The organism is Caballeronia pedi, assembly GCF_001544915.2.
Taxonomy (GTDB): domain Bacteria; phylum Pseudomonadota; class Gammaproteobacteria; order Burkholderiales; family Burkholderiaceae; genus Caballeronia; species Caballeronia pedi.
The window spans coordinates 185,637-205,331 of the sequence record NZ_FCOE02000011.1; the positions used below are offsets into that span (position 1 = coordinate 185,637).

Consider the following 19,695-nt stretch of genomic DNA (forward strand, 5'->3'; position numbering starts at 1 on the left):
ACCATAGCCGCGAAAGGTCTGCTCTCGCGGCTAGAATGGCAGGCTTCCAATACCTCAGGCAGGAGCGCGTCACCGATGCCGTCTGCAAGTGTCAGCGAGAACAAAGGCTCGTCGCTCATCGTCATGCTGGTCGCGGCAACCTTCTTCATGGAGAACCTCGACGGCACGATCATCGCCACCGCCTTGCCGCAGATGGCGCGCTCGTTCAACGTGCATCCCGCCGACATGAGCCTCGGCATCACGGCCTATCTGCTCACGCTCGCCGTCTTCATTCCGATTTCCGGCTGGGCCGCCGACCGCTTCGGCCTGCGTACCGTGTTCGCGAGCGCGATCGCGGTGTTCACGGCGGCGTCCGTGCTGTGCGCGACGACTTCGACCCTGCCGGCCTTCGCCGCGGCGCGCGTGCTGCAAGGCATCGGCGGCGCGATGATGGTGCCGGTCGGACGCCTCGCCGTGCTGCGCGCGACGCCCAAGGAAGGCCTGATGCGCGCGATCGCGATCATCACCTGGCCGGGCCTCGTCGCTCCGGTGATCGGCCCGCCGCTCGGCGGTTTCATCACGACCTACTCGTCGTGGCGCTGGATCTTCTATCTGAACGTGCCGCTCGGTCTGATCGGCCTGCTGCTGACGCTGCGCTACATCGGCAACGAACGCGAGGACGCGACGCGCCGCTTCGACCTGCCGGGTTTCGCGCTGTGCGGCATCGCGTGCACGACGCTGCTCTACGCGATGGAACTGATCGGCCGCAGCGACGCCGACTGGACCCTGGTGGGCGTGCTGGTCGCGGTGGGCGTGGTGTCGGGTATCGCGTCGTACTGGCATCTGCGGCGCGCGACGCAGCCGGTCGTCGATCTGTCGGCGCTGAAGGTGAAGACGTTCGCCGTGTCGATGACCGGCGGGTCGCTCTTTCGCATCGCGATCAGCGCGGCGCCGTTCCTGTTGCCGCTGATGTTCCAGGTCGGCTTCGGCATGAACGCGTTCGAATCCGGCCTGCTCACGCTCGCCGTGTTCGCGGGCAATCTGTCGATGAAACTCGTCACCACGCCCGTGATGCGCCAGTTCGGCTTCCGGTCGGTGCTGATCGTGAACGGCGTGCTCGCCGCCTTGTCGCTCGCCGCGATGAGCCTGCTCACGCCGACGACGCCCACACTCGTGATCGTCGTCGTGCTGTTTCTGAGCGGCTTGTCGCGTTCGTTGCAGTTCACGGCGCTGAACACGCTGAGTTTCGCCGATGTGCCGAAAGCGCAGATGAGCGGCGCATCGGCGCTGTCCAGCACGCTCTTTCAGATGACGATGGGCATCGGCGTCGCGATCGGGGCGATCGCGCTGCGCATCGGCGAGTGGTTCCACGGGCACGACGCCCATTCGATCGGGCCGGAAGATTTCAGCGTCGCGTTTCTGATCGTCGCGTTGGTGGGGCTGGTCGGCGTGGTGGATCTCTTCGGGCTCGCGAAGGACGCGGGGGCGCTGGTTTCGGGGCATCGAAAGCCGAAGGCGTGACGATTTCATGACGCGAAGGCTCAAGCCTTCGCCGCGCCTGCCGTAATCCCGCGTATGAACTCCCACACCCTCGACGCCCTGTCCGCCCTGACCGAAACGGTCGCCGCCATCCGCCACGCGCGCGGCCTCAAGAATCCGCACGATTTCCCGGAAGGCTCGCCCGACCGCCAGCGCGTCGCCGACGCCTTCGCCGACGACTTCCTGCGCGCGCTAGACGCGGAGCCGAGCATCGGCGCGTGGTGGCCTATCTGACGAATTGGGCAACGTAGCGGCATCGTTTACAGCGATCCGCGTAAGCCGATTCCCCGAATCGACATCTTCTGAGTCAAGTTTTGCTATTTGGCGAAACGTTTGCGCGCGGCCATCAAGTCGCGCTCACGCGCGCCGACAACTCGCATATAGCCATGACTCAATCAGGAGATGCCAGTGAAGTGGGTAGCGTCACTTTTTGCCATCGTCGTTGCAGTCGCCGTGACCGGCTGCGCGCCGATGCCCGCGGCCAGCACGGCCCAGATCGACAAGCAGGCGGCGTCCGCCGAGATCGTCCGTTTCGAGATTCCCGCCGACGCGCTCGGCGCGCGCGATGCGCAACTCACCGCGATCCTCGCGAAAGCCGGTGCGCTCGCGGCCGCGCAAAAGCAGCCGACGACCATCCTCGTCACGGCGCTCGCGCAAGACTTCCCCTATCTCAATCAGGCGATCTGGAAAGGCGTGCCGGCCCGCCATACGGTCAGGCTCAGCCTGGAAAACCTCACTGCCGGCGCGCGACAGCCATACAGCGTGGCCATCAAGCCGACTCAGGGAGGCTGACGCGATGCGCCCAATGCTCATTCTTTGCGCCGGCATGCTCGTCACGTCGGGCGCCTTCGCCGGCCCGCTCGACGTGAGCGCGCCCGCGTCCGTGCAGACGCTCGCCGCGCTCGGCCCGGCCGTGCAGAAGGTCTATCCGCCTCTACCCACGCTCGCGATGCTGCCGCCGGCAAGCGATGACGACGACGCGCCCGTCAAATCCGCGAGCAAGAAAGGCAAGAAGCCGCGCCGCGCCGCCGATTGCAAATGCAATGGCCCGGAGCCGCGCCTCGTGGTGTCCGACGAATCGCGCACGTATCTGAAGGACGTCGAACGCCGTATCGACACCGCGCTCGCGCAGTAAGCCGCCCCTCGTTCATTTCCCGAAGGAGCCACGCTTCATGTTCCGTTTCACTCATGTCGCGCGCGCCGCGTGCGCGCTGCTCGTCGCGTCGCTCGCGGCGAGCCCCGCTTTCGCCGACGATTGCTTCGAGCAGGCCGCCGCCTATCAGGGCGTCAATCCGCTCGTGCTGCGCGCCGTCGCGTGGCGCGAATCGAAAGGCGATGCCGCCGCCATCAACCGCAATCTCAACGGCTCGATGGATGTCGGCCAGTTGCAGATCAACTCGATTCATTTCCCGGATCTGGCGCGCCACGGCATACCGCATCGCGCGCTCACCGATCCGTGCGTCAACGTGTTCGTCGCCGCGTGGCTGCTGAAGCAGAAGATGGTGAAGTACGGCAATACGTGGCGCGCGGTCGGCGCGTATCACTCGGAATCGCCGAAGTATCGCGATGCCTACGCGCGCAGCATCCAGCAGATCCTCGTCGGCTGGGGCGAACTGCAACCGACCATGCGCTAACGCCGCAGCCAGTCGAGCCAGCCGAGCGCGATGGCCGCGTTGACGATCACGCCCAGCGTCGCCGCGAGCGCGGCGATCATGGTCCAGAACGCGGAGCGGCGCGACGCCTGCGCCGAATCGCGGGCGAGCTGCGCCGCGTCGTTCGCCGATGTCACCGACGCGAACATCGCGCGAAACTGCTCGTCCTGACGCGACGCTTCCTTGCGACGCAGCCACGCGCGCTTGAATGCCGCTTCGGGATCGGTGTCGGCGGACTCGTCGAGGTCCGCGCGAATAGAGGGTTCGCCGGCCGCCTCGTAACGTCGATAGCGCGCCTCGCGGGCCGTATGCGCATCGTTTTGCTCTTCTTTTTCAGTCATTCCGATGACCCGTGTCGTGGCCTTCGGCGATTGTGCGCCTGCTTCGCGCGAATTGCGTGACGATGCGCGGCCCGCGCCGGCGGTCAGAGCTGGCTCATGCCGCCGTCGATAATGATCTCCGTGCCGACGATGAAACCCGATTCCGTCGATGCGAGATGCAGCACCGTCGCCGCGATTTCGCTCGACTTGCCGAAGCGTCCGAGCGGAATCTGGCTTTGCAGTTGCGCGGCGGCTTCATCGACGAGGCCGAGTTTGCCATGCAGCGGCGTCGCGACCGGGCCGGGGCTCACGATATTCACACGCGCGCCGCGCGGCAGCAGTTCCGCCGACAGCGTCTTCGCGAGCGACACGAGCGCCGCCTTGCTCGCCGCATACACCGACGACGCCGGCATGCCGATATGCGCGTTGATCGAACCGTTCAGCACGATCGACGCGTCCTTGTTGAGCAGCGGCACGAGCGACTGGATCTGGAAATACGGACCCTTGACATTGACCGCGAAGGTTTCGTCCCATGCCTTTTCGTCGATGTCGGTGAACGGCGCGAACGTGCCGACGCCCGCGTTCACGAACACCGCATCGAGGCGGATGTTCGCATCGGCGAGACGTTGCGCGAGTTCGCGCGCCGCGGCGACCGTACCCGCCACGTTGCGGATCGCGATGGCGTTCTCGCCGAGCGTGGCGCGCGCGGTGGCGAGCGCGCTTTCGTCGCGGCCCGTGATGACGACCCGCGCGCCTTCCGCGGCGAATGCCTGCGCCGCCGCGAGACCAATGCCGCTGTTGCCGCCGGTGACCAGAACTGTCTTGCCTTCGAAGCGATTCATGGCGTTCTCCTTGTGAACGTTGATCAGTGTGAAGCCATTATGGACGGCGTTTCGCATCCTGCCGTGCGATGCTCTCGGTGCACTCGTTCGATATCGTCGAACATGTTTTCGTCTTCGTGATGCGGGCCACACATCTCCTTGAACCGTGTGCGCGCGACGCCTAAAGTTACGCCGTCCTTCCCGCTCGCTTACGTGCAATTTCGACAGGAGGCGCATCATGCAGGACGCGCAGGGCAACATCGACGGCGAGCCGAATCCGGAGCGGCTGCTGCAAATGGGCATGGCCTTCTGGGCATCGAAAGCGATGCTTTCGGCCGTCGAGCTTGGCGTATTCACGCAACTGGCGACCGGACCGCAACCGGCCGAGGATCTCACGCATGCGCTCGGACTGCATCCCCGCGCGGCGCTCGATTTTCTCGATACGCTCGTCGCGCTCAATCTGCTCACGCGCGAGGACGGCCGCTACGCAAACGCAGGCGATGCCGACATCTTCCTCGATCGCAACAAGCCAACTTATGTAGGCGGACTGCTGGAGATGGCGAACGCGCGGCTTTACCCGTTCTGGGGATCGCTGACCGACGCGCTGCGCAGCGGGCTGCCGCAGAACGAATCGAAGCACGGCGGCAATCTCTTCGACACCCTCTACAGCGACCCCGCGCGTCTGCGCGGCTTTCTGCACGCGATGAGCGGCGTGAGCATGGGCGCGGCGCGGGCGATCGCGCGGCAGTTTCCGTGGAGCGAGTACCGCACGTTCATCGATATCGGCGCGGCGCAGGGCGCGCTGCCGGTGCAGGTCGCGCTCGCGCATCCGCATCTGACGGGCGGCGGCTTCGATTTGCCGGTCGTCGGCCCGATCTTCGACGAATACGTCGCCGCGAACGGCCTGCAGGACCGGCTGCGCTTTTATCCCGGCGATTTCTTCAAGGGCCCGTGCCCGTCCGCCGATGTGCTCGTGATGGGTCACATCCTGCACGACTGGAATCTGACGCAAAAGCTCGAACTGCTCGCGAAATGTCACGCGGCATTGCCGCCGGGCGGCTGCCTCATCGTGTACGACGCGATCATCGACGACGCGCGTCGCCAGAACGCGTTCGGCCTGCTGATGAGCCTCAACATGCTGATCGAAACGCCGGGCGGCTTCGACTACACCGGCGCGCAATGCTGCGCGTGGATGAAGGAAGCGGGCTTCTCAGCGGCGCGCGTCGAGCCGCTGGTCGGACCGGATTCGATGGTGATCGCGACGAAGTAACTCCGTCGCGCGCCGTCACGCTTCGTCAGTGGTCGTTCGACATGCCTTTCAGGCGATCGTTGCCCGCATCGCGAGCCGCGTCGGAGGTGGAGAAATTTTCTTCGGAGACGATGGCGCGCTTGACCTCGCGCGCCGAAAAATCGACGAGCGTGATGACCCAGATGAAGCCGCCCGCCTGTTCCGCGGTCTGCACGAATGCGCGCAGGTTGCCTTCATTCGACGATGCCATACCGACCTCCTCGTTCATGTTGATGCGCCCTGCCGTGCCGCGCGCTGCGTGGCAATCGGCGATGCGATGCGTCCGGCTGAACGGGCGCGAGCGGGCGGCAGCCGGCCGCCGTGATCAGGCCTCGAAGTCGAGACCGCCGAAGAGCACCGACGGCTCCGCCTGCGAGCGCGTCGTGAGATCGACGTCGCGCGCGCCCTGCCACGCGTCGAGCTTGGCGCCGATCGCATCGAGGTATCGCACGAAACGGGCCTCGCCGCCAGCGCCCAGCAGGCGTTCGATTTCCTCGTCGTCCCAGGTCAGAAATACATTCAACGGATACACATAGCCGCGCCGATGGTCATCGCCCTCGTGTGGTGCGCGCTCGGCGCTGACGTGCAGGCGCGTCGGCACGAGCAGACTTTCGTAGGGCAAGACTTCGACGCGCACGCCGTGACCGACGACGCGCGTCACGCGCTCGACGATGCGCGGCATGAAGTCGGTCTCGTACCGGAGCGCCTGTTGCCGATTCAAAGCTGTTCTCCGCGCGCGGCCTTGGTGTGCGGCGGGTTCAGACGGGCGGCAGATCTTCGAGCGATTTCTCGATCTGACCGTCCTGCACGCGCGCCTCGATGCCGATATGCCCGTTCGCATACGGCATCGCGATGACTTTCGGGCCGAGAAAGGCACGGCCGCCGAGCGTGAAGAGCGTGCGGACTTCCTTGCCGCTTTTGATGGCGTCCACGACCTGCTGGACATCCACGATGGTGGTGGGCGCGGCCCAGTCGTTCGTGGCTGGATCGAAACTGCCCCAGCGCACGCTGGTCACGCGGTCGTTGACCCAGCGCACACCGTCGATCGCCAAAGTAGCCATGTCTGCCTCCGATGCCGTCGTTGGGGGTGGTTTGGAAATCCTAGCATGGTGAGGCGAAGGGAGTGAACGTTTGCGACGCCCCGCGCGAGCGAACGGCACGACCGAACTGCCGCGCTGCGGTAAAATCGCGGATTCCCCTTCAGATTCAAGGCGGTTCGCCCGAAAGCGCGGCCGCTGTCGCCCATGACAGCCGTATCGAAGATCAGCCCCCGCCGCGTTTCCGTCGCACCGATGATGGATTGGACCGACCGCCATTGCCGGTCCCTGCATCGCCTCGTATCGCGTCATGCGTGGCTCTACACGGAAATGGTGACGACCGGCGCGCTGCTGTACGGCGATGTCGCGCGCCATCTCGCGTTCACACCCGCCGAAGGGCCCGTCGCGCTGCAGCTCGGCGGCAGCGAGCCGGCCGATCTCGCGAAAAGCGCGAAGCTCGGCGAGCAATGGGGCTACGACGAAATCAACCTGAATTGCGGATGCCCGTCCGAGCGCGTGCAGCGCGGCGCATTCGGCGCGTGCCTGATGAAGGAGCCGCAGCTCGTCGCGGATTGCGTGAAGGCGATGCGCGATGCCGTGTCGATTCCGGTGACGGTGAAGCATCGCATCGGCGTCGATACGGTCGAGGATTACGAGTTCGTGCGCGATTTCGTCGGCACGATCGCCGATGCGGGCTGCGAGGTGTTCATCGTGCATGCGCGCAACGCGATCCTCAAAGGCCTGAGCCCGAAGGAGAACCGCGAGATTCCGCCGCTCAAGTATGAGTATGCGTATCGCCTGAAGCGCGACTTCCCGCATCTGGAGATTTCGATCAACGGCGGCATCAAGACGCTGGATGAAGTCGAGGAGCATCTGAAGCATGTCGACGGCGTGATGCTGGGTCGCGAGGCTTATCACAATCCGTATGTGCTCGCGGGCGTCGACACGCGCTTCTATGGCGCGGATACGCCGGTGCCTTCACGCGAGGAGATCGAGGCGGGACTGATCGGCTACGCGCGTAATGAACTCGCGCGCGGCACGTATCTCGGCGCGGTGACGCGGCATGCGCTCGGGCTTTATCGCGGGGTCGCGGGCGCGCGTGGATGGCGTCGCGTGCTGTCCGACAATCGCCGTCTCGCGAAGGGCGATCTGACGATTTTCGACGAGGCGCGTGCCCATCTCTGCGACGCCGCGGAAGCGATCGAATCCTGAAGCGCGCGTGCCGGAAAAAGATGCTCAAAGGGGCTAGGCAAGCGCAATCTTTGTTCGTATAATCTCGCTTCTTGATTGCTACGGCAGTTCTGAAGCAGTCAGGATCGCGGTAACAGTGGTGGCTGTAGCTCAGTTGGTAGAGTCCAGGATTGTGATTCCTGTCGTCGTGGGTTCGAGTCCCATCAGCCACCCCACCGAGAATGCCAAGCAGTTCAATGATTTATAGAAACGGCACTGTGAAAAATCACAGTGCCGTTTTTGCTTTGGTTCCCGCGAAAATTCCCATTTTGGGAATTGAACAGCCCTGTATGCTTATATGCCAAAGCGTATATGCTGTACATGCATACAGCTTCGCAGGGCGCGCACTTGGGCCTGTTCCAGATCGAACTCGGAGCGCACCATTGCCCGCAAATGCGAGCATTGGGGTGGCGATATTGCGAACGGAAATCACGCGGTTTGCGTGCGCGGCTGCGGAACTCAGGTAACAGCAGTGCTGGCTAACGGCTGTGCATTCTGGGTATGGGCCGTCGGCACAGACGACGAATCACACAACACGGGCACTATAGGGAGAGAAGGTGGTAAGCGGAAACAAGGTTGAACCATTCAAAAAGGCGCTCGTTTATTCCAGCATCGTAATCTGTGTTCTGGTCTTCGCAGCATACCTCACGATAATTGGACACTCATATTTTTTCCAAGACGATTTCTATTTCTGGCCGCGCTACTCCACGCTCGAATTTCATCACTTGTTCAATCCGAAAGGCAACTTCGGACGGCCAGTAACGCGAGATCTTTACTTTTTCCTGACGTCGCACATTCTCGGAAAGGATCCCGCTAATTTTTTCTATCTGAATCTCGCCGTTATCGCGGGTGTTTGTTGGTTCATCTATAGGACACTGCGCGAGTTTTCTATCGATCCGTATGTCGCAGCGACCGCCGCGGCTGTGTATTTCTACATGGCGCCAACTGTCCCGCACGCATTGTGGATCTCCAATTCTCAGCACACTGTCGCCCACCTCTTTTCTTTCTGGTTCATCGCGTTGATGATAGGCGGAATTAATGCCGGAAAGCCGCGCCTTGTGAGCGCAGCGATTGTCTTTCTGCTGGCGGTTTTCTCGAACGTGAGCTCGCTGTTCGCGGTCGTGTTTGTCGGCGTATATGTACTGCTGCGCAATCACCGAACCGCGATTCCGCAATTCGGGCGTTTGATCGTGTTCCTCGGCGCTCTGACTTCGGTGACAGTCGCATGGTCGCTCGCGATCTCTCACAATGCGCCGGTAGTTTATAAATTGGATTTGTCGCTTGAGCACTCGCTGATCGGCGCGCAGTTCTACGACGAGCTGTTGCGCGCGGGGATGATTGGGCGAGGATACTGGCTTCTCTTCATTGCTGTGATCGCCCTCGTCGCGCTCAACATCCGGCGCACCTATCTTTTGACCTTGCCGCTGCTCGCGGCATTCGGCACAGCGTTCGGCATGCTGTTCTTCCTAAGCGATCAGCGCACGCTCGGGTACATGGCGATTCCTTACATCCTGTTTGCGCTGATGCTGTTCGGGAACTTCGCCATGCCTGCGTTCCGGGCGCGCGAGATCCGGTCGTTCGCGCTGATCGGTCTGAGCTTCGTGTTCGTGTTCTATTCGATCGAGAACGGCGCACCGCAGCGAGAGAGCTTTATGGATTCGCCTTACGGATCCGGAATCAGAGAACTGCAGACGGCCGTCAAGAATGTCCCAATCACAAAAGACACTGCGTTCTGCTTCGCGCCGAGCATTCCAAGCCCGGAGGAAGCCAACACCTCGCCATTTTGGCTTGTCTTGGGCGTCGGGCGCGCGTTCTGGTTGATCGATTATGGCGATCAATATAAGCGGCAATTCCTTTTCTACAAAGACGCGAAATGCTCGATGCCGGACGCCGTGCATGTGACTGTCTCGAAAAGAAACGCCACACTTGCGGTGACCAGCATTCAGGGCCCTGAATCGGCCGGATTTCCAGCCCGACAATTGCAGGGGGCGCTTGAGCATTCTCGATAGCCTTTAGCGAAACTTCCACCCGCAATGCTCAATGCCGACCTTGTCATGCGCTGTTACCTGATCGACAAGGCCGCGCGACATGACGCGCACGTCTGCGTCAGTCGGCGTGATCGGCTTGAAATACAGGCATGAGTTATCGACGACCCGGGTCGGCCCCGGCACTTCCTTGGCCGGCTCCGGGGTTGTCTTCACCGGAGCCACGGAGCATCCGGATAAGCTCATCGCGAGCAGCAGCGTCATCGAGAATGACCTGAGAATTTTCCACATTGGTGCGCTCCTGCGCGGCGGTCGCCGCAGTCTTTGCCGCGTCCGCGTCGGCCTGAATGTCTGCCGTCTTGCGCGCGGTGAGGTTGTTTTCCGCTACTTGCTGTTTCACCTCCGCCGCGGCGACGTCGACCTGCGCCTTCTGCTGCGCATCTGCTACCTTCGCCTTGCTGCTCAAATGGAAGAACAGAGCAGCGACCGCGGACAGCCCGGCGACCACCCACGGCCCGAGCTTCATCAAGAGTTCGATCATGCTTTTTCTCCGGTGACTGCCGCGACAGCTTGGGCATGAAGGACCGGCCACGAATCGGGCTTGGGCTTACCCGGCCTCCAAACGCGCTGATAGAGATTCCATGAGCCCGTGATGTCATCGATAGCGGGCAGAGATTTCGGATCCGTGAACAGACCGAGCCGCGCGACGCCCGCCGCCAGCACATCGTCTCTGTCGAGAGCGCTGTAGATCGATGCGGCGTCGAACGAGACGCCGCGCGCCTTGCACAGGACGCTCATCCAGTACCGGCTCGACGGGTGCAGGTAGAAGCCCCAGACGCCGCCGCGACTCGCCTGCGTGCCCTGCTCGCACTGCCAGAAGCCGCGCGCGGGACCGCCGCCCATCTGCTGTCGCCACGTGAAGCGCGACTCCTGCAGTCCGATGCTGAGCAGCATCACGCGCGCTTCACCCGTGTCCATCTGGTACGGCAGGATTGCGAGAGCCGGCGCGATCGCCGTGCGGATGACGTCATTGAGATTCATCGCCACCCTCCTTCGGCGCGCGATGCACCGACGTGTAGCGAATCGCGATGAACGTCAGGCCGAAGATCGTGTAGGCAATCCACTGCTGCACGTTCTGCGGGATCACGTCGCGCAGCTCGTGCGGCATACCGGACCACGCCTGCGAAATGAGCGGACCCGCGCCGGCAAGCGCGGTGAACGCGGCACCGGCGATGACCGTGCCGCGCTTGTGAAGCGTCTGCCACCCGTTGGCAAGCGTGAGCCGCCAGCGAGTGAACGGGATAAGTGGCATATGGCCTCCGGAAATAAAAAACCCGGCTCGAGGCCGGGTCTAGGTGGAAAAGTAATGAGATCAGCGGCGATTGCCAGCCCATGGCTGAACCGGCAACGGCGGTTGGACCGCGCTCTCCAACTTCTTGTCAACAGCCTTCGCCGTGGTCGCGGCCTCGGTCGCCTTCGCCGTCGCGACGCTCACTTTCTGCTCGACAACCTCGGTTTTCTGCGCCGCGGCCGTCGCGGCTGCGGCGGCCTGCCGAGCCTGCTTGATCAGCGCAGCCTGGCGCGCGTCAGTGAGCTTCGCCCGGTCGCCAAGGAAGCGCAGCGTATAAGCGACGACTTCGTGCGTGTCCTCCATCTGCGCGCGGATGTCGTCGAGCGCCTTGGCACCCTGTTCGTTCAACGCTTTGAGGCCGCTGACCTGAGCACTGAACTCTCGCACGCACGCTTCGCGCTCCTGCTTCCGCACGATGGGGAAGCGATCGAGCAGCGCTGCACGCTCGTCCGCGTCCGCCCGTGACTGCCACTGCGCGCCGGCGAATCCAGCAACGAGCACCAACAGCCCAACGGCGATGAGCAACTTGCTCGCGCGCCACCACTGACTAAGATTTGGCAAGTTCGCTCTCCAATTCGGCGATTCGATCCTCGAGCGCCGCGCTTCGCCGACGCTCTTGATCAAGATCGTTCTCGGCGATGCGTCGCAACTTCCGCTCCGCTTCGACTTCGACATCCCGTTCGTCGAGCTTCCTCTCCAGCGAATCAATTCGCTCGGTGAGACGCGCGATCTCGTCGCGCATATTCTTGAGCGCAAGCGCCTCGGATTGATCGACCTGAATGTCCTTGCGCCGGCTTCTGACCTCTTGCCATATCCATCGGAAGGCCAGCGCTGCTACAGCGCCGGCACCTCCGTTCTGAATCCATTCTGGCGATGGCATGAATGACCTTCCTCGTACTGTTGCCGGTCGTCCGGGCATAAAAAAAGCCGCGCGGCGGCGGCTTGTCGCGTCTGGCCTGTCTCTTACTCGGCGATCTCGGCGCCGATGAAATACTGTCGCGCGATCGTCGGCGACGTTTTGTCGTCAGCAGGCGCGACGATCTTCTGCTCGGCATACGCGCGCGGATCGAGATCGGCCGTCGGCAATTCGGTGAACTCGATTGACTGGCTAAAAACGGGCTGTTTTCCGTTGTCAAAGGTCTCCTTGCTCACAAATGATTCGAGCTGCGCCGCGCAGCGCGAGTTGCGATAGTCGATCGTGACTTGCTGCACGACATGAAAGGCGGCCGTCGCGCCCGTGCCAGGCGTGACGTAGTCGATGATGATTGACATGCTGTAGTTCTCCTAGATACCTGAAACGTCGAGGACCATGTAGTCATAGGGCGTGTGATTCTGCCCCTCTGGCACATTCCCTGTGAACTGGGTTGTTGCTGGATTGTCAGCCTTCCATGTCACGGCGCCGCCAGAGAACGACACGGCCGGCACTGTCAGAACGCTGATCACCGAGACATTCGGCGGAGTTCCCACCGCGTTGTTGCTGATGATGTAGCGAAGCTGTCCTTGGACGACAGCCGGCGTTCCAGAATAACTGCGTGAAATTCCACTATCGATCGGATCGCCCGTGATCGAGCCGGGCGAGCTCAACGTATCGATCACGCGCATGTACTTCGTTCGCGAGTCAAAAACGACAGACCCGACGTTATTGAATACCTGCAATCCATAGTTGCCGGACATAGTCGCGAGCGAAGGATCGTCGAAGATCCAATACTGCACGGCCACACCCGACCCTTGGCAATGGAAAAAGTATGTGATCTGGCTGCCCGAGATCGCCGAGTAACGAAGGTAGCACTTGGCGGACGATCGGAAGGCGATGATGGGGCTAGTTCCAACGGCCGTTGTCACGGAGGCGAAGTACCAACCCGTATTACCCTGCTCAGATCCGCCCGAGGTGAGGGTGCCTTTTTCTCGCAAAGCGAGATTCTTGAACGTGCTGTCTATCTGCACGTTGCCCGATGAGTTCAGCACCTGCAGCCCAAAGTCGGCCATTCAATACACCCCGTAGGTCACTCGCACCGACCGATTCGGATACGACGAGGATGCCGCGAAAGTCCAGCTGATCACATTGCCGCTGATCGACACTGACGCCGGAATACTTGCCCCGCTGAATGGATCAATGTCACGAACGGTGAACCAGGGTGTGCCGCCGCCGAACATCGGTATCGTCATCGATCCAGCCGTCGTTCCGGTATCGAACTGACCACCATAACGCGTGATGCGATCCGTGACGCGGAGAACCGGGTTCCCGGATGCGTCGTAGCACTCCAGTCCATATGCCATCAGGGGATATATCCGAGACGAACACGCAATGTGCCGGCCGAGTCATAGATCTGCTGGCCGTTCGCGTTCAGCAAATTGCGGCCGCCATTCCCGGTGCCGTTGATCTCGAACGTGCCCGCCTTGTTGATTTGCCAGCCTTGTACGCCAGACACGAAATTGTTGCTTTGGATCGTATCGCCGATCATCGCATTCGTGATCCAGCCGGTGCCAATGAACGCCTGACTAATGAAGACCTGTCCGCCTTGAATTACAAACGGAGACGAGACGGCACTGCCGTTCGGATCTAGGACGGCGAATCTGCTCGCCGCCACCAGCACCTGTGATTCGATGACGCCACTGGTGTTGTCGACCCCTATTCCGACGCCAGCGATATATGTCCTGCCGTTCGCCGTGATCTGAGTCTTGATCGTGTACGAAGCGGCGACGCGCCCATTCAAGTCGGCGTACGAGTTCGCCGCCGTCTGCGCTGTCGCCTGCGCATCGTTCGCCGTCGACTGGATAGTCGTGATTTGGGAAGCCTGCGCGCTGTCGGCATCGATCCGCGCCTGCGTCTCAGTTTGCACCGCCGCGATCAACTGCGCGTTGTTCGACGTAATCTGAGCCGACACCGTATCGATGCTCTTCGCGAGCGCGAGATCCGTTTCGGCGCGCGCGCTTTGCTCCGACCAGACACCGGCATAAATCTGAGTCGAGCCAGCGTAGTCGTCAGTGCTGCCGGCGAGCGGCGGGAGAAGCACCTGAGCGCTGACAACGTCGAGGCGCTCCGATAATGCGCTGTCGCCCTCGATGCGCGACTGTTGCTCTGAGGTGATCGCCGCCGCCGTCTCTTCGACCGTCTGCTGCAGGTCCGGTATGGCTTCGATCTGCGATAAGAGGTCCTGAGCGAGCTGCGTCTGCGTGATCTGGCCAGTGAGATAGGAAAGAATCTCGTCGGCATCGCTGCTGCTCTGACCAAGCACGCCTTGCGACGTGGTCGGATACCACGGGCCGATATTGCCCGTCGTATCAATCAACCTGCCCCAGAAGAAAAACGACTGACCAGCGGCGAGTCCCATCAGGTTCGCGCGCGCCTGCGGATATGGGTAAAGCGAGAGCCGCGTGGCGGTGCTACGGTCATTCGTCTTGCTGTACCAGAGTTCCGTATACGCGGTGTCGCCTGCTGAGCCATCGGCGGGAAACGTCCAGTCGACCTGAATCGCGAATACCTGCGTCGTCGTGGTGAGCGACGTCAGCGCCGGCGGGGGACTCGTCTTGCCGGTCAGTGTCGTGTTCACGCCGTACGCCGGAACCGACGTCACGCCCATCGCGTTCTGCGCGCGCACACGCGCGAGATACGTGCCCTGATAGATGCCGACTACCTCAACCTGCAGCCCGCCTGTTGGATTGGCGGACACCCAATCCCCGTTGTCCTTCCGCCATTCGGGTAGGTAGTTGACCGCCTTGTCTGCTGCGTCCCACGCGATGACCATGATGGTCTTCGAGATGCCCTGGTCGACGACCGAATACGTAGACACTCGAACGTTGGTCGGCGGCGGCTGCACTGACGGCGGAATAACGGTGATGGGCCGGACCTGAATCGCTGCGCCGGTGTCGATCGCCGCATACTTGCCAGGCTCGTATTGCGTCGCATTGACGGTGTACGTGATCTGCCCGTCGTCGTCCGACTCCTGAACGCTGACAATTCGGAAATACTGCGCCGCGAGGTCGCTGCTCTCGACCATCCATACCGCGCCCGCGGCGGGCTGCGTACTGAACACATCCGAGACGGTTATTGCATTTCCGGTCACGCTTTGCACAGTTCTCTTCTGGGCGAGGCCAGAAGGGAGAATTACAGTCAGCATATCGCCGGCGGCGACCGAGGGCGCTTTATCGAGCGTCACGACGCGGCCAGCGGCCGCGCGGATGCGACCGCCCGTGCGCCGCCCAGCCTTCGCCGGGTCTGCCACGGCGATGATCGTGCCCGGCGGGCAAAGCGTTCCGTCGAGACCTACTTTGAACGAAACCGTGTTCGTTTCGTACCGACTCGTAAGAAGCGACCACAATCCGAGCCGGTGCGCCTGCCCCTGCGAGGTCGTGCCGAATGCCGTGATCTCCGCCTTCATTACGCCATAGCGCGCCAGACCGTCTTCGTCGGGAACGTACTCGACGGCCTGCTTGTAACTGTTCGCCGGGTCGTTCCAACTGACGAGTGCCGTCGTGTAGCGAGTCTTGCGCGAAGAGCCGACGTATTCGAAACGACCATCGATCGTATTCGCAGCGGTGTAGACATATTCCGGATCTTGCGGCATGTCCGCGTTCGCGACGACTTGCCCCGGACCCCAATAAGCGATGCCTCGGAAGACGGTCGCGAGATCCTGAAGCACCTTATACGCGTCCGCGCGCGACTGGATCACGGCGTTGCAGGTGAAGCGCGGCTCCTGTCCGCCCTTCCCGTCCGACACCATGACGTCGCAGTATTGCGAGATCAGGTAAAGGTTCCACTTGTCGATCATAGATGCATCGACGAGCTTCCCGAGACCGTACCGGTCATTCAGCACCAGATCGTAGAAGATCCATGCCGGATTATCCGTCCATGCCGTCTTGAACGTGCCGTCCCACGTGCCCGAGTACGTACGCGCGTCGACGTCGTAGTTCGTCGGCACGCGGATGATCAAACCCTTGATGTCGTAGGCGCACGTCGGCACCGAACTGAATGACTGCGCGTCGAACGATAGTCCGATGAGCGCGCTCATCGGATAACGCAGCTTCCGGTCGATGATCTCGGTGATCGCCTCGATGTTCACCGTGTCGGCGATCAGCGAGCTGTGCGCATTCGCGGTGAGGCGGCGCACACGCACGAGCCAGCCGGTCGTCGCCGTCGGCAGTTCGATGCGCACGCTGCGCTCATAGAGCGACGTTGTCTTACCGTCGAAAGCACCACTGAGCACCTGCGCATACGCGCCGCCGTCCACGGCGATGTCGATTGCGTACTCGATGCGGTAGCCGGTGACATCGCCAGTCGACTGATTCGACTGTTGCAGCTGCGGCACGCCGAAGCGGATGCGCGCCGCGGACAGCTGGAGGTTCTGCAACTGGTGAACCCACGGCGTGTCCGACGTCAGCGCGGTGTTGACGGTGATCTCATTTTCCACCGAGGGGAATCCGGACATGTACGTCTGGTCCTGCGTGCCTGTCCTGGTGTCGACCGAATAGTTTGTGAAGTTCGTCGAGCCGTCGCCGTTTTGAATCGGCGTGTCGTCTAGATAGACCGACTGCAGTCCATTCACCAGGCCGACGATCGGGCCTTCCGATACGATGTCGAGCACCTTCGCGATCGCGGTCGAATGCAGGCTATCAGGCGACTCGGTCGCCGTGCTCGACGAGCCGCCGCCCTTGGAACCGTAGACGCGCATGTCAGGCTTGGTCCTCTGCGTATATGCCAGCGCTCGCGCGCTTCGATCCGACGCGCATGCGGCCATAGACGATCGGCACGCAATCTCCCTGCGCCGCGCTGTTCACCGCGCCATTGAAGTAGTAAGACGTACCGTTATCGCCGCTCGAACTCGCAAGCCCGCTGGTTTGCGGACTGAGCATCTGCACGACGCCGCCGAGCGCCATCGCCGCGCCCATGCCGAGCACCGCACCCTGACTCAGCGCTGCAATGCCGAATGCGCCGCCGGCGGGGATGAAGAACGATGCCGCGATCAGAGCCGCGCCGAGAATCACCTGAAACAGGCCGCCCGCTTTGCTTCCCATAAGGATCGGTGCGATTCGAATGTCATCGCCGCCTACGGGCTCCGGCAGCCGCTCTTCGCTGAGGTTCTTCTGCCCGTTGAAAACGGCGAACGTGAGCCCGCTGTCCTTTGCATTGAGCATGAACTTTTTGAAGCCAGGCACTACCGCACTCAGCGCGCGCACGGCTTCCGTCGTCGACGACACGGCGAGGGTGTGCACGCGACCGAAGCGCGCGCCGAGCACACCATACAGGCGAATAGTTCGAAGCTTGTCGCTCACGTCTGATTTCCCTTATATCGAAGCACCGTGCGCAGCGCGTGAGCCCACATGCCGCCCCAGACCGTGCGGCCGGAAAGCCTTCCGTGCATGTGATGCAACATTTGGTTGTTCCCGAGGTAAATGCCGGCGTGGTTCGGCACGCCGTTCTTACTGCGGATCTGCATGAGCAGCACATCGCCCGGCTGCAACGCTGCGTCCTGCCCGACGTCTGCAAAGCCCGCCTCCGCGAAGTGCTGCATGTAGAGGTTCGATGAGCCGTCCTGCCACCAGTTATCCGCGCGCTCGAAGTCAGGCAGATCGATACCGCGCTCGATCCGATACCAGTCACGAATAAGCGTGTAGCAGTCGAGCACACCGTGCGCGAACTCGCGACCGAGCAGCGGCGGCACATAGCCGCTTGGCCCGAACTCGCTCCAGTCTTCCGCACCGATTGCGCCATCCGCCTGTACGCCCACAGAGATGATCACCCAACGGTCGACGCCGGTCTTCTCCGCCATCGCCTTGTCCGCCATGCTCGGACGCGCAGGCGCACCGGGATGCGAGTGGACGACGGCGGTGATTGAGCCCATGTCTTCGGCTAACGCATAGTCTTCGGGCGACATCACGAAATGGTCAGTGGCGGTCGTCGCGAGATTCCTACATGGCACATACAACTCGTCGCCGTCGTGCAAGACGACCAGCCCGCACGACTCGCGCGGATACTCCGCGAGCGCGTGATCCGCGATCGCTTTCTTCGTCTCTTCGTTCATGAGGAAATGGTGTCGCTCAGAAATCCGCCGAACGAGAGCGGCTCGTTCACGCCGAAGCGGCATTCACAGCCGCTGATTCTCTTGCTGCATCGGTCGAGGGCGGGATCGCTCACAGGCTGATCGTTCACGTCGAAGTAAGCACTGCCGGTGTAGCCGCAGTTTGCGTCGCGGTACTGCCACTGACAAATGGTCACGATTTGACGAGCGGGAAGTTGCTGCCCGCCAAAGTCGAGCGCCGACGAAAGCGTGAATTCGACTTGCACATTCGTCTCGCTACTCTTCTGCTCGATGTACCAGAGCTCAGTCGCCATCTCTTCAGTTGGATCCGCGGTCGGATTGCCGCCGGGGAAATTAGCTGCGTCGAGATACTTGCCAAGCGTGCGCCGGCGCCGCACCTTCGCGCCAACCATGTCCGCCAGATATACGCACAGTGCCGAGATCGTCCCGTCGACGTTCGCGACGGTCAGCTTTGGCTCCGGCTGTTGTGCATCCGACGTGTGCTCGAAGCCGCTCGCTTGAATGGGCCACGGCTTATATTCGTTGCCTTGCCAAAAGATCGACGCAGACTGCAAATGGCCGTGGAAGCGCAACAAATCGCCGCCGATCGCGGTGCAGTCAACTTCGAAGAGCTCAATGAGCCGACCCGGCTCTAACTGCTGAATGTCTGCGGAAATCGTCATGCGGCCGCCTTAGCCTCGAGTGCGGCGATCCGATCAAGCGCTTCTTGCAGCGCCGCACCAATCAGCGGCACGAGCTTCGAATAATCGACCGCCTGCGGCACAATCTCCTGCACGACGTCCAGAATATCGCCATCCTGAACGTCGGCCGGATCGTAACCGTCTCTAAACAGAGGATGCCAATCGCCCAACGCGTCCTTTTCGCCTGTTACCGCTGAAGGGACAACCTCCTGCAACTCATGCGCCAAGACGTAGTGTGCGAGTTCGCCGGGCGCGGCCTTAAACTCACCTTGGTAGAACTTGATTCGCTGCAGCGAGACCGCGGCGTCAGGAATCGATACGTAATTCGCCTTAAGTCGATAATCGGACGTGGTGTTATAGGACGTGCTCGTGCCGTTGCCGGTGCTGATCGAACCGACATTGGTCGTACCGAAGAAGAATGCGACGAACGGCGTTCCCGTGGCGTCCACTCGAGCGAGATACGCACCGCCACTCTGCGTCGAAGCGTACGAGCTAATGCCCCACGAATTGGCGGATGAATTCCGTGCAGAGACGTTCCCAGAAGACCAGGCCGATATTTCGTTGACGTGAAGCGCGCCGTTCGTGTCGAGACGTGCGCGCTCCGCACCGTTTGTGGATAACGTTATGACGTTTGAGGACGAGACCAAAGCCAGAGCCGCGCTACTCGTCAGGCTTGGGGCGGTGATCGAGCCTGCAGCCACGTTGCCTGAATAGGTCCCGGTCGTTCCTGAGTATGCCCCCGCAGCGGAAATGCTAGCTTGGCCGGCAGATCCGAA

At 62.0% G+C, this 19,695-nt stretch carries 26 protein-coding genes and 1 tRNA gene; 9 read left to right on the top strand and 18 right to left on the bottom strand.

The features are described from left to right. The first annotated feature begins 75 nt into the window (after nt 1-75). From AWB80_RS19015 to AWB80_RS19035, 5 genes are all read left to right on the top strand, one after another. A complete protein-coding gene (locus tag AWB80_RS19015; RefSeq protein WP_061176200.1) occupies nt 76-1,500 on the top strand; it encodes an MFS transporter in 1,425 nt (474 codons plus the stop codon). A gap of 54 nt (nt 1,501-1,554) precedes the next feature. Further along, entirely contained in the window at nt 1,555-1,752 is a 198-nt protein-coding gene (locus AWB80_RS19020) for a hypothetical protein (protein WP_061176201.1), read from the top strand. 168 nt (nt 1,753-1,920) lie between these two features. Beyond that, the gene (locus tag AWB80_RS19025) at nt 1,921-2,310 is read left to right on the top strand and encodes a hypothetical protein (protein WP_061176202.1); all 390 of its coding nucleotides are present in this window, start codon (nt 1,921-1,923) and stop codon (nt 2,308-2,310) included. 13 nt (nt 2,311-2,323) lie between these two features. After that, entirely contained in the window at nt 2,324-2,653 is a 330-nt protein-coding gene (locus tag AWB80_RS19030; RefSeq protein WP_341866817.1) for a hypothetical protein, read from the top strand. A 37-nt stretch (nt 2,654-2,690) separates the two neighbouring features. Continuing rightward, nucleotides 2,691-3,152 carry a lytic transglycosylase domain-containing protein gene (locus AWB80_RS19035; protein ID WP_061176204.1) on the top strand — a complete coding sequence of 154 codons (462 nt, stop codon included), beginning with the start codon at nt 2,691-2,693 and terminating at the stop codon, nt 3,150-3,152. Here AWB80_RS19035 and AWB80_RS19040 read toward each other — a convergent pair. Both AWB80_RS19040 and AWB80_RS19045 read right to left on the bottom strand, forming a co-directional pair. Then, nucleotides 3,149-3,511 carry a hypothetical protein gene (locus AWB80_RS19040; RefSeq protein WP_061176205.1) on the bottom strand — a complete coding sequence of 121 codons (363 nt, stop codon included), beginning with the start codon at nt 3,509-3,511 and terminating at the stop codon, nt 3,149-3,151. The genes AWB80_RS19035 and AWB80_RS19040 overlap by 4 nt on opposite strands. A gap of 83 nt (nt 3,512-3,594) precedes the next feature. Further along, nucleotides 3,595-4,332 (bottom strand): SDR family oxidoreductase, encoded by a 738-nt coding sequence (locus tag AWB80_RS19045; protein ID WP_061176245.1) that lies wholly within the window; start codon nt 4,330-4,332, stop codon nt 3,595-3,597. A 217-nt stretch (nt 4,333-4,549) separates the two neighbouring features. Between AWB80_RS19045 and AWB80_RS19050 the strand changes: the two genes are divergently transcribed. Beyond that, the gene (locus tag AWB80_RS19050) at nt 4,550-5,581 is read left to right on the top strand and encodes a methyltransferase (RefSeq protein ID WP_061176206.1); all 1,032 of its coding nucleotides are present in this window, start codon (nt 4,550-4,552) and stop codon (nt 5,579-5,581) included. A 25-nt stretch (nt 5,582-5,606) separates the two neighbouring features. On the opposite strand, the gene AWB80_RS19055 is transcribed toward AWB80_RS19050, so the two are convergent. The 3 genes from AWB80_RS19055 to AWB80_RS19065 form a co-directional block, all read right to left on the bottom strand. Beyond that, entirely contained in the window at nt 5,607-5,810 is a 204-nt protein-coding gene (locus AWB80_RS19055) for a hypothetical protein (protein ID WP_061176246.1), read from the bottom strand. Nucleotides 5,811-5,924: 114 nt separating this feature from the next. After that, on the bottom strand, nt 5,925-6,320 hold the full coding sequence (locus AWB80_RS19060; RefSeq protein ID WP_061176207.1) for a DUF5594 family protein: 396 nt from the start codon (nt 6,318-6,320) through the stop codon (nt 5,925-5,927). 37 nt (nt 6,321-6,357) lie between these two features. After that, complete coding sequence (locus AWB80_RS19065; protein ID WP_061176208.1) at nt 6,358-6,660, bottom strand: hypothetical protein; 303 nt, start codon at nt 6,658-6,660, stop codon at nt 6,358-6,360. Between the two features lie 183 nt (nt 6,661-6,843). Here AWB80_RS19065 and dusA point away from each other — a divergent pair, with 183 nt between their 5' ends. The 3 genes from dusA (at nt 6,844) to AWB80_RS19080 (ending at nt 9,875) form a co-directional block, all read left to right on the top strand. Beyond that, nucleotides 6,844-7,848 carry a tRNA dihydrouridine(20/20a) synthase DusA gene (dusA, locus tag AWB80_RS19070; RefSeq protein WP_061176209.1) on the top strand — a complete coding sequence of 335 codons (1,005 nt, stop codon included), beginning with the start codon at nt 6,844-6,846 and terminating at the stop codon, nt 7,846-7,848. Nucleotides 7,849-7,966: 118 nt separating this feature from the next. After that, nucleotides 7,967-8,042, top strand: a tRNA-His gene (locus AWB80_RS19075). Nucleotides 8,043-8,423: 381 nt separating this feature from the next. Beyond that, on the top strand, nt 8,424-9,875 hold the full coding sequence (locus AWB80_RS19080; RefSeq protein ID WP_061176210.1) for a hypothetical protein: 1,452 nt from the start codon (nt 8,424-8,426) through the stop codon (nt 9,873-9,875). 133 nt (nt 9,876-10,008) lie between these two features. Here the strand turns inward: AWB80_RS19080 and AWB80_RS19085 are convergent, their stop codons facing one another. From AWB80_RS19085 to AWB80_RS44620, 13 genes are all read right to left on the bottom strand, one after another. Further along, nucleotides 10,009-10,392 carry a hypothetical protein gene (locus AWB80_RS19085; RefSeq protein ID WP_061176211.1) on the bottom strand — a complete coding sequence of 128 codons (384 nt, stop codon included), beginning with the start codon at nt 10,390-10,392 and terminating at the stop codon, nt 10,009-10,011. After that, nucleotides 10,389-10,892, bottom strand: a complete 504-nt coding sequence (locus tag AWB80_RS19090) for a hypothetical protein (RefSeq protein ID WP_061176247.1) — start codon at nt 10,890-10,892, stop codon at nt 10,389-10,391. Before AWB80_RS19090 ends, AWB80_RS19085 begins: the two co-directional genes overlap by 4 nt. Further along, nucleotides 10,879-11,163, bottom strand: coding sequence for a DUF7940 domain-containing protein (locus AWB80_RS19095; protein ID WP_061176212.1), 285 nt, complete (start codon nt 11,161-11,163; stop codon nt 10,879-10,881). Before AWB80_RS19095 ends, AWB80_RS19090 begins: the two co-directional genes overlap by 14 nt. A gap of 60 nt (nt 11,164-11,223) precedes the next feature. Beyond that, entirely contained in the window at nt 11,224-11,727 is a 504-nt protein-coding gene (locus tag AWB80_RS19100) for a hypothetical protein (protein WP_143328083.1), read from the bottom strand. A gap of 22 nt (nt 11,728-11,749) precedes the next feature. Further along, entirely contained in the window at nt 11,750-12,082 is a 333-nt protein-coding gene (locus AWB80_RS43355; protein WP_143328084.1) for a hypothetical protein, read from the bottom strand. 83 nt (nt 12,083-12,165) lie between these two features. Next, the gene (locus AWB80_RS19110; RefSeq protein WP_061176215.1) at nt 12,166-12,474 is read right to left on the bottom strand and encodes a hypothetical protein; all 309 of its coding nucleotides are present in this window, start codon (nt 12,472-12,474) and stop codon (nt 12,166-12,168) included. A 12-nt stretch (nt 12,475-12,486) separates the two neighbouring features. Further along, nucleotides 12,487-13,188: a hypothetical protein gene (locus tag AWB80_RS19115; protein ID WP_061176216.1), complete on the bottom strand. Its 702-nt coding sequence runs from the start codon at nt 13,186-13,188 to the stop codon at nt 12,487-12,489. Then, nucleotides 13,189-13,479 (bottom strand): LURP-one-related/scramblase family protein, encoded by a 291-nt coding sequence (locus AWB80_RS19120; protein ID WP_061176217.1) that lies wholly within the window; start codon nt 13,477-13,479, stop codon nt 13,189-13,191. Next, a complete protein-coding gene (locus AWB80_RS19125) occupies nt 13,479-16,871 on the bottom strand; it encodes a TipJ family phage tail tip protein (protein ID WP_061176218.1) in 3,393 nt (1,130 codons plus the stop codon). The genes AWB80_RS19120 and AWB80_RS19125 overlap by 1 nt, the downstream gene beginning before the upstream one ends. Nucleotide 16,872: 1 nt before the next feature. After that, the gene (locus AWB80_RS19130; protein ID WP_061176219.1) at nt 16,873-17,472 is read right to left on the bottom strand and encodes a tail assembly protein; all 600 of its coding nucleotides are present in this window, start codon (nt 17,470-17,472) and stop codon (nt 16,873-16,875) included. Continuing rightward, nucleotides 17,469-18,221, bottom strand: a complete 753-nt coding sequence (locus AWB80_RS19135; RefSeq protein WP_061176220.1) for a C40 family peptidase — start codon at nt 18,219-18,221, stop codon at nt 17,469-17,471. Before AWB80_RS19135 ends, AWB80_RS19130 begins: the two co-directional genes overlap by 4 nt. After that, entirely contained in the window at nt 18,218-18,901 is a 684-nt protein-coding gene (locus tag AWB80_RS19140; protein ID WP_061176221.1) for a phage minor tail protein L, read from the bottom strand. Before AWB80_RS19140 ends, AWB80_RS19135 begins: the two co-directional genes overlap by 4 nt. Further along, nucleotides 18,898-19,695, bottom strand: a 798-nt coding sequence (locus AWB80_RS44620) for a tail fiber domain-containing protein (protein WP_208635663.1), incomplete at its 5' end; no start/stop codon positions are given. The genes AWB80_RS44620 and AWB80_RS19140, both read right to left, overlap by 4 nt.